The following is a 12,981-nucleotide window of genomic DNA, read 5'->3' on the forward strand; positions in this document are numbered from 1 at the left end:
GTTATGGTGGGATCCCCCCCTCGGGCCGGTCCGTATCCCCCCACGGACCGGCCCGTTTTTTGTGCCCGCGGGCGGACCGACGGATGGGCGCCCGCCCGGTGGCCGCGCCCGGACCTCGGCCCCGGAGCCTCGGCCCGGACCTCAGCAGCCTCCGGGCCGCCCCGCCCGGACCTCGGCTCCCGGCCGCGTCAGCCCCGTTTGGCCCAGATGTTCACGCCGTCGGTGGTCTTGGCGAACTCGTCGATCTCGGTCAGCTCGTCCGCCGTGATCCCGGGTGCGTCGAGTGCCGCGATATTGGCCTCCAGCTGCGCCACACTGCTCGCACCGATCAGTGCGGAGGTCATCCGCTCGTCACGCAGCACCCAGCGCAGAGCCAACTGCGCCAGCGACTGGCCGCGGCGGGCGGCGATGTCGTTCAGACCGCGGAGCCGGCGTACGACGTCGTCGGACAGCAGGCCCGGGTCCAGGGACTTGCCCTGCGAGGCGCGCGAGCCCTCGGGGATGCCGTGCAGGTACTTGTCGGTCAGCAGGCCCTGCGCCAGTGGGGCGAAGGAAATGCAGCCCATGCCCTCGGCCTCGAGGGTGTCCAGCAGCGCGTCGTCCTCGGTCCAACGGTTGATCATCGAGTACGAGGGTTGGTGGATGAGGGGCCTGACCCCCATCCCGCGCAGGATCCGGGCCGCCTCGCGGGTCTGCTCGGCGTTGTAGGACGAGACACCGGCGTACAGGGCCTTGCCCTGCTGGACCGCGGACGCCAGCGCGCCCATCGTCTCCTCCAGCGGGGTGTCCGGGTCGAAGCGGTGCGAGTAGAAGATATCGACGTAATCGACACCCATCCGCTTCAGTGACGCATCCAACGACGAGAGGAGATATTTCCGCGAACCCCATTCGCCGTAGGGACCGGGGTGCATCCGATATCCGGCCTTCGTGGAGAGAATGATCTCGTCGCGGTAGGGGCGGAAGTCCTGCGCGAAGATCTTGCCGAAGTTCAGCTCCGCGGAACCGGGCGGCGGGCCGTAGTTGTTGGCCAGGTCGAAATGGGTGATTCCCAGGTCGAAGGCACGACGCAGGATGGCGCGCTGGGAGCTCAGGGTGCGGTCGTCCCCGAAGTTGTGCCAGAGTCCGAGGGAGATAGCGGGGAGTTTGAGGCCGCTGTGGCCCGTGCGCCGGTACTCCATGGAGTCATAGCGCGAATCCACGGCGCGGTAGTCAGATGTGCCAGTCATGCTCATCTCCCTATCACGTACCTGTGACACACCTGATTGGGCTGTCGATACACCCGAGAAGTAAAGTTGCCCACTTGAGGCGACGGGGCGACCGCCATCGGCACGGAGGGGCTGGACCACACATGCTGCGATCTTCCGGGGTGCGCATCCCGTATCCGCCTGCACTGCGCAATCTGGTCTACCGGCTGTACGCGCGCCGGGTGGAGGGCCGCCTGGACCACACCCAGGTGCCCAAGCACATCGGCGTCATCCTGGACGGCAACCGCCGCTGGGCGCGGGCCGACGGGCGCACGACCGAGCAGGGCCACCAAGCGGGCGCGGCCAAGATCAGTGAGCTGCTGGGCTGGTGTGAGGAAACCGACGTCGAGGTCGTCACGCTGTGGATGCTGTCCACCGACAACCTCGACCGGCCCGAGAACGAGCTGACCCCGCTGCTGGGCATCATCGAGAACACCGTGCGCGACCTGGCGGCCGACGGCCGCTGGCGGGTGCACCACGTCGGCAACCGCGATCTGCTCCCCTCCGGTACGCAGCAGGTGCTCAAGGAAGCCGAGCAGGAGACCGTCGACAACAGCGGCATCCTGGTGAACGTCGCGGTCGGCTACGGCGGCCGGCAGGAGATCGCGGACGCGGTGCGCTCGCTGCTGCTCGAACACGCCGAGCGCGGCACCTCCTTCGAGGAGCTGGCCGAGATCGTCGACGTCGAACACATCTCCGAGCACCTCTACACGCGCGGCCAGCCGGACCCGGACCTGGTGATCCGCACGAGCGGCGAGCAGCGGCTGTCGGGCTTCATGCTCTGGCAGAGCGCCCACTCGGAGTACTACTTCTGCGAGGTCTTCTGGCCGGCGTTCCGGAAGGTCGACTTCCTGCGGGCGTTGCGCGACTACGCCGCCCGGCACCGCCGTTACGGCTTCTAGCCGAACGGGCCCCGGAGAGTTCTCCGGGGCCCGTTCGCGTCCCGGGGCCGCCGTTAGCCCGACCGGCCGCCGGTTCTAGCCCAACCGGCCCCCGCATCACCCTTCGCGGCACATCCGTCCCTCCCGCCTCTCCGCCGCTGAGCGTTCGCGTGTCACCAAAGGTTCACCGGCCGGGCGTCATATGCACGGGCATGGGTGAGGGGCTGACAGGGCATATCCCTTCCAGGTCGGCGTCCGGAACCAGACATCGGGCGCCGCATCTCAGCGGGCGGCATGGGGCCGTCCGCCCGGGAGGCCCTTTGCACATCACGGACGCTCGTGCGCACCGCACGGACGACGCGGAGGGCCGGCGTTCGGCCCGCGCATCGTGGCCAGAACCCGGTCCTGTCCCCCGCGACGCCGTCGCACCCCGACCTCATCCGAGGGGGTTCGTCCACCCGTGGTGAACAGCAAAAAGCGCCGTGACAACGGCCGGCGCACTTACGTTCTCGACACCAGCGTCCTGCTGGCGGATCCAGGCGCCATGTCCCGCTTCGAGGAGCACGAAGTCGTGCTGCCGGTCGTCGTGGTCACGGAGTTGGAGGCGAAGAGGCACCATCCCGAGCTCGGCTATTTCGCGCGGCAGGCGCTGCGCCTGCTGGATGAGTACCGGGTGCAATTCGGCCGACTCGATGCGCCCATCCCCATCGGGGAGCTCGGCGGCACCCTCCGGGTCGAGCTGAACCACTCCGATCCGGGGATCCTGCCCGCCGGCTTCCAGCTCGGCGACAACGACTCGCGGATCCTGGCGGTGGCGCGCAATCTCCAGGCCGAGGGGTACGACGTCACGGTCGTCTCCAAGGACCTGCCGCTGCGCATCAAGGCCAGCTCGGTCGGTCTGCTGGCCGAGGAGTACCGCGCCGAGCTGGCGATCACCGACTCCGGCTGGACGGGGATGGCCGAGCTGACCGTCCCCGCCGAGCAGGTGGACGATCTTTTCGCGGCCGAGTCCGTGCATCTGGCGGAAGCGGCCGAACTTCCGGTGCACACCGGACTCGTGCTGCAGTCCGAGCGCGGCAAGGCGCTCGGCCGGGTCACCGCGGAGGGTGCGGTCCGGCTGGTGCGGGGCGACCGGGAGGCATTCGGCATCCACGGCCGCAGCGCCGAGCAGCGGATCGCCCTGGATCTGCTGCTCGACCCGGATGTCGGGATCGTCTCGATGGGCGGCCGGGCCGGTACGGGCAAGTCGGCGCTGGCGCTGTGCGCGGGTCTGGAGGCCGTGCTGGAGCGTCAGCAGCACCGCAAGGTGATGGTCTTCCGGCCGCTGTACGCCGTCGGCGGCCAGGAGCTGGGTTACCTGCCGGGCAGCGAGGCGGAGAAGATGAGCCCCTGGGCTCAGGCCGTCTTCGACACGCTGTCCGCGGTGACCAGCAAGGACGTCATCGAAGAGGTGGTCGGGCGCGGCATGTTGGAGGTGCTGCCGCTCACCCACATCCGCGGCCGGTCGCTGCATGACGCGTTCGTCATCGTCGACGAGGCCCAGTCGCTGGAGCGCAACGTCCTTTTGACGGTTCTGTCCCGTATCGGCGCCAACTCCCGGGTCGTACTGACTCATGACGTCGCACAACGGGACAATCTCCGGGTGGGGAGGTATGACGGTGTGGTCGCGGTGGTCGAGAAGCTGAAGGGCCATCCGCTGTTCGCACACGTCACGCTCAACCGCTCGGAGCGGTCGCCCATCGCGGCATTGGTGACCGAAATGCTGGAGGACGGCAGGATCTGACCGTTTGTGAACCATGGCGCCGCCCGGAGAAGCGAAGGAGCTTAGCCGGGCGGCGTTCTGTCGCGCGGGGATATCCGAAAATCCCCAGGTGTAAACGGGGTGTGAGCTTTCACACGCAACGGAGAATTGATTCACGGCATCTCATTCGGGCAGAGTCTGGGTCCTGTCAGGCCCCGCATGCGACACAGCGGCCTCCCTCGGGGGAGGTAAGCACCACCCGAACTTCATAGCGAGTCGTCGTATGCCGCCCGAGCACCACGCGGACCCCCGAGGGGGACGTACCGGGCCAGTGCCTCCCGTGACCAGTCGGCCGCCACCGCTCAACGGTGGCCGGAACAAGGGGAGACCAGCGCCAGGGGCACGATTGCGCCCGCGAGGTCACCTATGCGGGCGATGCTGGAAGGAAAACGTGTGAGCCGGATCTCGGTCCGGGGATTCGCCGTGGCCTCCGCCACCGCGGTCACCACCGTCGGCGCCGTAGTCGGCGTCGCTGCAGGCAGCGACCAGGGCTCGGTCGGCAACACCGAGGCCACCGCGGCCGACGCGACGATCGCTGACATCCCCGCGGGCCAGCAGGCCCAGGTGCAGACGGCGTCCCTGACGCAGCAGGCGGACGAGCAGTCCACCCAGGCCGATGCGGCCTCCCTCAAGTCCGCGCAGGAGTCGGCACGCAAGGCCGCCGCACAGACCGCGCAGGAGAAGAAGGAAGCTGCCGAGAAGGCAAAGGCGGAGAAGGCCGCCAAGGAGCGCGAGGAGAAGCTGGCAGCGTCCCGCTCCTCGGCGCGCGACGCCGGCGACTTCACGGTCCAGGCCTCTTACACCGTCGCCGAGACTCAGGCCATCGCGCGCCAGATGATCCCCGGCGAGCAGTTCCAGTGCTTCAGCAACATCGTGGACCACGAGTCCAGCTGGAACTACCAGGCCAGCAACGCTTCCTCCGGCGCGTACGGACTCGTGCAGGCCCTGCCCGGCTCGAAGATGTCGTCGGCCGGCTCGGACTGGCAGACCAACCCGGCCACGCAGATAAAGTGGGGCCTGAACTACATGAACGACCGCTACGGCAGCCCCTGCGGTGCCTGGTCGTTCTGGCAGGCCAACAACTGGTACTAGGCCCTCCGGGAGCCGTACCGGCAGCATCACAGCGCTTCCGAAACCCCCGACCGCGCGAGCGTCGGGGGTTTCGTGCGTCCGCGCCGGGTAACGTCGTGCCGTCAGTGATGGGGGACGGGAGGGGAAGAGGAAGCGACATGTCCAGATTGCCTCAGTGGATCGGTGACCTCGGTGCCGGTCTGACGCGGCTGTCGCAGCGGCTGGAGGACCAGCGCCGCCGCGCGGAAGCAGCGGCGGCGGCCGGCGACTCCGACGAGCTGAGGAGCGCCGAGTACGCCGACGGCCGCGGCGACAGCACGGACTCCGGGCCGCCGGACGGCACAAGACCGGCGGCCAACGGCTCCCCGGCGGCGGACGGTGCGGCAGGGCCGGGCCCGGCCCGCAAAAAGCTGCCGGACGCCGTGGACGGTGTGCCGCACCCCGGTGCGGAGGACGCGGCACCGACCGCCGCCCGCACGCCGGACTCGGTGCCCGCGCCGCCGGCCTACGCACCGGCCGTGGCGCCCCGCCCGGACCCGGTGGACGCGGTGCCGTGGGGGATGCGGGTCTCCGCCGAAGTGGGCTGGCGTCTGCTGGTCATGGCCGGGACCCTGTGGGTGCTCGCGCGCGTCATCACCACGATCGAACTGGTCGTCCTGGCCTTCATCGCGGCGCTGCTGATCACCGCTCTGCTCCAGCCCACCGTGGGGTGGCTGCGCAACCGCGGACTGGCACGGGGGCTGGCGACCGCGCTGACCTTCATCGGCGGCTTCGTCGTGATGGGGCTGGTCGGATGGTTCGTGGTGTGGCAGGTCCAGGACAACATCGACTCGGTGTCCAGCCGTATCCAGGAGGGCATCACCGAGCTCAAGGGCTGGCTGCTGAAGAGCCCGTTCCATGTGACCGAGAGTCAGATCAACCACATCGCGAAGAATCTGCAGGACGCGGTCGGCGCGAACACCGAGGCGATCACGTCGGCGGGTCTGGAGGGCGTCACCGTCGTCCTGGAGGTCCTCACGGGCATCCTGCTGGCGATGTTCACCACCCTCTTCCTGCTCTACGACGGCCGCCGGATCTGGACCTGGCTGCTCAAGCTGGTCCCGGACGTGGCGCGGGCGGGCATGGCGGGCGCGGGGCCGCGGGCCTGGCGGACGCTGACCGCGTATGTGCGGGGCACGGTGGTGGTCGCGCTGATCGACGCCATCTTCATCGGCATCGGGCTCTGGTTCCTTGATGTGCCGCTGGCCGTACCGCTCGCCGTCTTCATCTTCCTGTTCGCCTTCATCCCGCTGGTCGGCGCGGTGGTCTCGGGCGCGCTGGCGTGCGTGGTCGCGCTGGTCACCCAGGGGGTGTTCACCGCCCTGATGGTGCTGGCGGTGGTCCTGGCCGTGCAGCAGATCGAGGGGCACATCCTGCAGCCCTTCATCCTGGGCCGGGCGGTCCGGGTCCATCCGCTCGCCGTGATCCTGTCGGTCGCCGCGGGCGGTCTGATCGCGGGGATCGGGGGTGCGGTCGTCGCGGTCCCGCTGGTGGCCGTCACCAACGCCGTCGTCGGCTATCTGCGCGCCTACTCCAGGGAGCAGGCGCTGCGGATGACGCCGACGCCGCGCGGTGCGACCGCGCTCGGGGCGGCGCCGACACCGACGCCGACGCCGGTCCGGGTGCGGACCGAACAGCCGCAGGAGTAGCCGCGGGCCGCAGGAGCACTGTGCGGCCCGCAGTGCCCCTGCGGCGCCTCAGAGCCCTCCCACGCATCCCAACTGACGCACAGAACCCCGCAGACGACTCGTCTGCGGGGTTCTGTGCTGTGCTGTGGTGTGTGGCTGCGCAACGGCGCCGCCGCACCTCACCGCGTGCGGTGGTGTGTCACTCGGCGAGCGCGGCCTCGGCGTCGAGGGTGGCGCCGACGGCCTGCAGGACGGACGCGATCTTGACGGCCTCCTGGATCGTCTCGCGGTCCACACCGGCCTTGCGGAGCACCTGCTCGTGCGAGTCCAGGCACTGGCCGCAGCCGTTGATGGCCGAGACGGCCAGCGACCACAGCTCGAAGTCGACCTTCTCGACACCGGGGTTGCCGATGACGTTCATCCGCAGGCCGGCGCGCAGCGTGCCGTACTCCGGGTCCGACAGCAGGTGCCGGGTCCGGTAGAACACGTTGTTCATCGCCATGATGGCGGCGGCCGACTTGGCGGCGGTGTACGCCTCGGCGGAGAGGTTGGCCTTGGCCTCCGGCTCCAGCTCGCGCAGCACCTTCGGCGAGCGCGAGGCGATCGCGCAGGACAGGACCGTGCCCCACAGCTGCTGCTGCGGAAGGTCGCTGTTGCCGATGACCGAGCCGAGGTTCAGCTTCAGGTCCTTGGCGTAGTCCGGTATGGCGGACTTGAGTTCGTCGAGAGCCATGTCAGCTCAGCCTCCTGTTCGCTTGTCCGCTGTTCACTCGCCCGAGAGGAGCGCGACCGGGTCGAGGGTCTCGTCGCCCTTGGACCAGTTGCAGGGGCACAGCTCGTCGGTCTGCAGGGCGTCGAGGACCCGCAGGACCTCCTTGGGGTTACGGCCGACGGAGCCGGCGGTCACCATGGTGAACTGGATCTCGTTGTTCTGGTCGACGATGAGGACGGCGCGCTGCGCGAAGCCGTCCTCGCCCTCGATGCCCAGGTCGCGCATCAGCTCGTGCTTGGAGTCGGCGAGCATCGGGAAGGGCAGGTCGGTCAGGTCCGGGTGGTCCTTGCGCCAGGCGTGGTGCACGAACTCGGAGTCACCGGAGAAGCCGAGGATCTGCGCGTCGCGGTCGGCGAAGTCCTCGTTCAGCTTGCCGAAGGCGGCGATCTCCGTCGGGCACACGAAGGTGAAGTCCTTGGGCCACGCGAAGACGATCTTCCACTTGCCCTCGTAGGTCTTGTGGTTGATCTCCTCGAATTCCTTGCCGGTCTCCAGCGAGACGCAGGCGGTCAGTTCGAACTCGGGGAACTTGTCACCGACAGTGAGCACGCGCTCTCCTTTGTGGGGAGTAACAGCCCACACAGAACCCCTTATTGGGGATTCGGGGGCTTTCCTTGGGGCTTGGACGGGTTACACAGTGCCACAGCGGTTATTGATCAGGGAAATAGCCGCATCGTGATGTGTTGATCGGGTCCGGCTATCAGTGGCGCCCGTCACGCGCCGCCCGTGTGCTCGTCATCCGGGGGTGCCGTCGGTATTGATCAGAAGACTGGCTAGACTGGTCAATCTTGATCGGAGGTGGTTATCAGTGGCTTCTCCCGCGAGCCCGGGTGGCAGGCCCCGGCAGCCCAGCCTGTCCCAGCTGCGGGCGTTCGCCGCGGTGGCCGAGTATCTGCACTTCCGCGAGGCGGCCGCCGAGATCGGCATGAGCCAGCCCGCGCTCTCCGGTGCGGTCTCCTCCCTGGAGGAGGTGCTCGGGGTGCAGCTGCTGGAGCGTACGACGCGCAAGGTGCTGCTGTCTCCCGCCGGGGAGCGGGTGGCGGCGCGCGCCCGTACGGTCCTGGACGCGGTCGGCGATCTGATGGACGAGGCGGAGGCGGCCCGTGCGCCGTTCACCGGCGTGCTGCGGCTGGGCGTCATCCCGACCGTCGCGCCGTATCTGCTGCCGACCGTGCTGCGACTGGTCCACGAGAGGTATCCCGACCTCGACCTCCAGGTGCACGAGGAGCAGACCGCCTCCCTGCTGGACGGGCTCGCCCACGGGCGGCTCGACCTGCTGCTGCTCGCGGTGCCCCTCGGGGTCCCGCAGGTCACCGAACTCCCGCTGTTCGAAGAGGACTTCGTGCTGGTCGCGCCCAAGGAGCACTGGCTGGGCGGCCGCGGGGACATCCCGCGGCAGGCGCTGAAGGAACTCGATCTGCTGCTCCTTGACGAGGGCCACTGCCTGCGTGATCAGGCGCTGGACATCTGCCGCGAGGCAGGCCGGGAGGAGGGCGCCCCGGTGACGACCAGCGCGGCGGGGCTGTCGACACTGGTCCAGCTGGTGGCCGGCGGACTGGGCGTGACACTGCTGCCGCGCACCGCGCTGCGGGTGGAGACCGGACGCAACGACCAGCTGACGACCGGGTACTTCGCGGACCCGGCACCCGCCCGGCGGATCGCGCTGGCGATGCGCAGCGGCTCGGCGCGGCATCGCGAGTTCGAGGAGTTCGCGGACGCACTGCGCGAGGCCCTGCGGGGACTGCCGGTCCGGATCATGAAGGACTAGGTCTTTCCTCCGGATCTTGCCGGGCTTGTGTGCCCCGAGCGCCTGCCGGATGCGCACGCAGCCCGAGGCTTGAAGCGCTCTCGCCCGGGCGCGGTTACTCCGTGCGCAGCCCGTCGGGCCGCATCAGGCGCCACAGCGCCGGCAGGCTCAGTACGGTCACGAACAGGATCACCCCTGCGCCGGTGCCCGTCATCGCCGCCACCACCGGCCAGTCCACCGTCACCGCGGTGTCGATCATCGTCAGCAGCAGGGTGCCCAGGGTGAGCCCGCAGCCGAGCGCGAGGCCGAGGCCGAGCGTGACCGGGAGGGCGGTCTGCCACAGGATCGACCAGGCGAGCGTGGCGCGGCGGGTGCCGAAGGCGTCGAGCGCGGACAGTAGTCGGCGGCGCTCCTGGAGCTGCTCGACGGTGGAGATGACCAGTCCGGCGCCGATCAGCAGCAGCGTGACGACAGCGGCGGCGAACAGGCCGTCGCGAACGCTGGAGTACTGCGCGTCATGTGGATTGTCGAGGGCGGAGTACTCGTTCATCGTCGGGTCGATGCGCGCTGCGGTGTTGCGGATGTGCTCCACCGCGTCCCTGGCCCCCCGGTCGAAGTCGACCTTCAGCTCCATGTTGGGGGAGGAGAGCCGGGCGGTGTCGAGCACCGAAGGGGTGACCAGGAGGTCGTAGGAGAAGAGGCCGGGCCCGTGTCCGGGGGAGAGGAGCCGGGTGGCGCGGGCCGTGCGGGGAACCGTCCAGGGGCGGGGACTTGAGGGGCCCTCCCGGGTGAACGCGGCGTTGAGGTCGACCGTGGCGCCGGGCGCGACGGGGGAGTCCTTCTCCCGGGCGTCCGTGACGAAGGCATCGCCGTCCCGACAGGAGCCGACCCGGGCCAGCCTGCGCAGCTCGGCGCAGCTGCCGATGGCGACCGTCGCCATGGGGGCGCGGGCCGGGTCCCGGCCCGCGACGGGCAGGGCCCCGATGTTCGCATCGACCGTGCCGCGGACCGCGGTCACACCGGGGGTGGCCCGCAGCGCGGTCAGCGCGCGTTCGGTCCGCGGCCAATTGCCGGAGCTGCCCCACAGGCCGATCTGCGGCAGTTTGCCGGACCGCGCGTACGCCTCGGCGTAGCCGGCCTGCATCCCGGTCATGAGCATGTGGACCGCGATGGCGCCGGCCACCGCGACGGTGATCCCGCTGACCGCGCGGGTGGCCGATCCGCTGCTCAACTGGAGCCGTCGGGTTGCCAGTTGCCACGGGACCGGGCCGCCGTGCAGGCGGCGCACCACCGCGTCGACGAGCCAGGGCAGCAGTGCGGTGACCCCGAGCAGCAGGAGCATCGCACCGGCCGCCAGCCGGACGGTGTTCAGCGGAGTGTCCGTCCACGGCCGCTCACGGGCGAGCGGGAGCAGCAGCAGGGCGCCCACGGCGGGCAGCGCCACCCGCCACCACAGCCGGCGGTGGACGGCTGGGTGGTCGCGGACCACGCCCAGCGGTTCCACGGTGACGCCGCGCTGCGCGAACAGCGTCACCAGGACGGACGCGATCGGCACGAGGAGCACGATCAGAGTCGTGGCCAGTGGTCCGGGGCTCACGTCCGAGGGGAAGACGTTGACATCCCACAGTGTGATCACGGACGCGAGCTGTCGCGCGCCCAGGAAGAGCAGTGCCCCCGCCGCCAGCCCCAGCAGCGAACCGAAGAGCGACTCGCCGGACGCGATCCGGCGGGTGGTGGGGACATCGGAGCCGACCAGCCGGAGTGCGGCCAGCCGGCGCTCGCGGCGTTCGTTGCCGAACCGTACGGAGGTGCCGATGAAGACCACGACGGGCATCATCAGCGCGACACACGACATGACCACCAGCAGCGCGACCGGCGCCCGCAGCGGAGGGGCCTGCCAGCTCCTGCCGAAGTGGTCGATGCGGTAGCCGTCGGCCTCGCGGAGGGTGGCGGGCTGTGCGAGGTAGGTCAGTTCCTTCGGTCCGCGCAGGCCCTCGTCACCGATCCGGCCGGCGACCTCGTAGTGCAGCCGGTCGCGCAGCAGCGCCCCGCCGGGGGAGTCCAACAGCTGGGCGAGGGCGGGCGATACGAGCATCCGGCCGGGACCGGGAAGGCGGTCGACTCCGGGAGGCACCGGCGGGTGTGTGCCGTCCGGGCGCACCAGCCGTCCGCGGATCTGCGCGCTGTGGAAGGTGGTGTCCGCCGAGGTGTAGAGCAGGGTGTCGTCGGCGGGCCGGGGGTCGTGCTCCTGCCCGAGATTCTCGCGCGCCTTCTCCCTTCCGTGCCAGGAATCCAGCAGGGACGGCACGGACGCGCCGAGCAGCAGGACGCTCACCCCCAGGGCGACGCCCGCGGCGGTCAGGGCCGTGCGGATCCAGCCCTCGCGGCCGCAGGCCGCGAACCGCATGCCCATCGCGAGGTCGCGGGCCCAGGCGGCGGGGCCGGTGCGGGGGAGGGTGGGTGGTGCCGGGCGCTCGGCGGTGCCGCGTCCGCCGTCGGTGCCGGAGCGTGAGAGCAGCGGGCTCATCGCAGGCCCGCAAGCATGTCCTTCACCCTTCCGTCGCGGACGACGATCTCGCGGTCGGAGTAGGCGGCGACGCGCGTCTCGTGGGTGACCAGGACGACGGCGGCGTGGGTGTCGCGGGCGGCGTCGGTCAGGAGGGCCATCACCCGCTCGCCGTTGAGGGAGTCCAGGGCGCCGGTCGGCTCGTCCGCGAAGATCACCCGGGGCCGGACGGCCAGGGCGCGGGCGACCGCGACGCGCTGGCTCTGACCGCCCGATATCTCACCGGGCCGCCGGCTCCGCACGGTGTCGACCTCCAGCCGCTCCAGCCACTCATGGGACCGCGCCTCGGCCTCCTTGCGCTTGATGCCGTTCAGCCGCAGCGGCAGCGCGACGTTCTCCAGAGCAGTCAACTCCGGTACCAGACGGCCGAATTGGAAGACGAAGCCGAAGTCGGTGCGGCGCAGGGCGCTGCGCCGGGCGTCGCTCAGGGCGGTGAGGTCGTGCGGGCCGTAGCGGACGGTGCCCGAATCCGGCAGGACGATCCCGGCGAGGCAGTGCAGCAGCGTGGACTTGCCGGAGCCGGAGGGGCCCATCACGGCGACGACCTCGCCGGGGTGGACGGAGAATTCCGCGCCGGCCAGCGCGGTGGTGGGGCCGTAGGTCTTGTGCAGGTCTTCCGCCGAGAGCAGGGATCCCTCCGGTGTCATGCGCGCACCGTCTCCGCCAGCCGGTCCAGCCGGGCGGCGGTCAGCTCCAGCCAGCGCAGATCGGCTTCGAGATGGAACAGGGCGTGGTCGCAGATCAGCTGGTCGGCGAGGTCGCCGGTGCGCTTGCGCTCGGTCAGCCCGCGCATCAGCCGCAGGTGCTCGGCGCGCTGGGTGTCGAGGAGTTCCGCGGCGTCGCGGCCGGTCATCAGGGCCAGCACGATCTTCGTGTAGAGCGTCGACTGGAGGTAGGGCTCGGGTTTCTCGGGGCGGGCGAGCCACTGCGCGACGTCGGTGACGCCGGCGTCGGTGATGGCGTACCGCTTGCGCTCAGGGCCCGCTCCGGCCTCCACGGCGTCCACCTCGACCAGGCCGTTCTTCAGCAGCCGGGACATCGTGGAGTAGACCTGACCGTAGTGCAGCGGGCGGTCCTGCCCGAAGTGCTCGTCGAAGGCCCGCTTGAGGTCGTAGCCGTGGCGGGGACCGGACTCCAGGAGGCCGAGCAGCGTATGACCGATTGACATGGCGACCACCTTACGGTCTGGGTGTAGTCCTGGTGTATACGCAGGTTGTATAGCGCACAGCGGG

The 12,981-nt window shown here is 70.1% G+C and carries 11 protein-coding genes; 5 read left to right on the top strand and 6 right to left on the bottom strand.

Going from position 1 to position 12,981, the window contains the following annotated elements; all coding sequences use genetic code 11:
- Nucleotides 1–188: 188 nt before the first annotated feature.
- Complete coding sequence (gene mgrA / locus ACGFZW_RS29515) at nucleotides 189–1,226, bottom strand: L-glyceraldehyde 3-phosphate reductase (RefSeq protein ID WP_393896300.1); 1,038 nt, start codon at nucleotides 1,224–1,226, stop codon at nucleotides 189–191.
- A 122-nt stretch (nucleotides 1,227–1,348) separates the two neighbouring features.
- Here mgrA and ACGFZW_RS29520 point away from each other — a divergent pair, with 122 nt between their 5' ends.
- From ACGFZW_RS29520 to ACGFZW_RS29535, 4 genes are all read left to right on the top strand, one after another.
- Nucleotides 1,349–2,146, top strand: a complete 798-nt coding sequence (locus tag ACGFZW_RS29520; protein WP_393896301.1) for an isoprenyl transferase — start codon at nucleotides 1,349–1,351, stop codon at nucleotides 2,144–2,146.
- Nucleotides 2,147–2,585: 439 nt separating this feature from the next.
- Nucleotides 2,586–3,908, top strand: coding sequence for a PhoH family protein (locus ACGFZW_RS29525; protein WP_393896302.1), 1,323 nt, complete (start codon nucleotides 2,586–2,588; stop codon nucleotides 3,906–3,908).
- A gap of 411 nt (nucleotides 3,909–4,319) precedes the next feature.
- A complete protein-coding gene (locus ACGFZW_RS29530) occupies nucleotides 4,320–5,018 on the top strand; it encodes a transglycosylase SLT domain-containing protein (RefSeq protein ID WP_393896303.1) in 699 nt (232 codons plus the stop codon).
- A 137-nt stretch (nucleotides 5,019–5,155) separates the two neighbouring features.
- Nucleotides 5,156–6,685, top strand: a complete 1,530-nt coding sequence (locus tag ACGFZW_RS29535) for an AI-2E family transporter (protein ID WP_393896304.1) — start codon at nucleotides 5,156–5,158, stop codon at nucleotides 6,683–6,685.
- A gap of 178 nt (nucleotides 6,686–6,863) precedes the next feature.
- On the opposite strand, the gene ACGFZW_RS29540 is transcribed toward ACGFZW_RS29535, so the two are convergent.
- Nucleotides 6,864–7,397, bottom strand: a complete 534-nt coding sequence (locus tag ACGFZW_RS29540) for an alkyl hydroperoxide reductase (RefSeq protein WP_393896305.1) — start codon at nucleotides 7,395–7,397, stop codon at nucleotides 6,864–6,866.
- Between the two features lie 33 nt (nucleotides 7,398–7,430).
- A complete protein-coding gene (locus ACGFZW_RS29545) occupies nucleotides 7,431–7,985 on the bottom strand; it encodes a peroxiredoxin (protein ID WP_393896306.1) in 555 nt (184 codons plus the stop codon).
- 259 nt (nucleotides 7,986–8,244) lie between these two features.
- On the opposite strand from ACGFZW_RS29545, the gene ACGFZW_RS29550 reads away from it, so the two are divergent.
- Nucleotides 8,245–9,204, top strand: a complete 960-nt coding sequence (locus ACGFZW_RS29550; RefSeq protein ID WP_393896307.1) for a hydrogen peroxide-inducible genes activator — start codon at nucleotides 8,245–8,247, stop codon at nucleotides 9,202–9,204.
- A 94-nt stretch (nucleotides 9,205–9,298) separates the two neighbouring features.
- Here the strand turns inward: ACGFZW_RS29550 and ACGFZW_RS29555 are convergent, their stop codons facing one another.
- The 3 genes from ACGFZW_RS29555 to ACGFZW_RS29565 are packed head-to-tail and all read right to left on the bottom strand — an operon-like array spanning nucleotide 9,299 to nucleotide 12,917.
- Entirely contained in the window at nucleotides 9,299–11,710 is a 2,412-nt protein-coding gene (locus tag ACGFZW_RS29555) for an ABC transporter permease (protein ID WP_393896308.1), read from the bottom strand.
- Entirely contained in the window at nucleotides 11,707–12,396 is a 690-nt protein-coding gene (locus ACGFZW_RS29560; RefSeq protein ID WP_393896309.1) for an ABC transporter ATP-binding protein, read from the bottom strand. The genes ACGFZW_RS29555 and ACGFZW_RS29560 overlap by 4 nt, the downstream gene beginning before the upstream one ends.
- Nucleotides 12,393–12,917 (bottom strand): PadR family transcriptional regulator, encoded by a 525-nt coding sequence (locus ACGFZW_RS29565; RefSeq protein ID WP_393896310.1) that lies wholly within the window; start codon nucleotides 12,915–12,917, stop codon nucleotides 12,393–12,395. The genes ACGFZW_RS29560 and ACGFZW_RS29565 overlap by 4 nt, the downstream gene beginning before the upstream one ends.
- Between the last annotated feature and the right edge of the window lie 64 nt (nucleotides 12,918–12,981).

This window comes from Streptomyces sp. NPDC048248, from assembly GCF_043201875.1.
GTDB lineage: Bacteria > Actinomycetota > Actinomycetes > Streptomycetales > Streptomycetaceae > Streptomyces.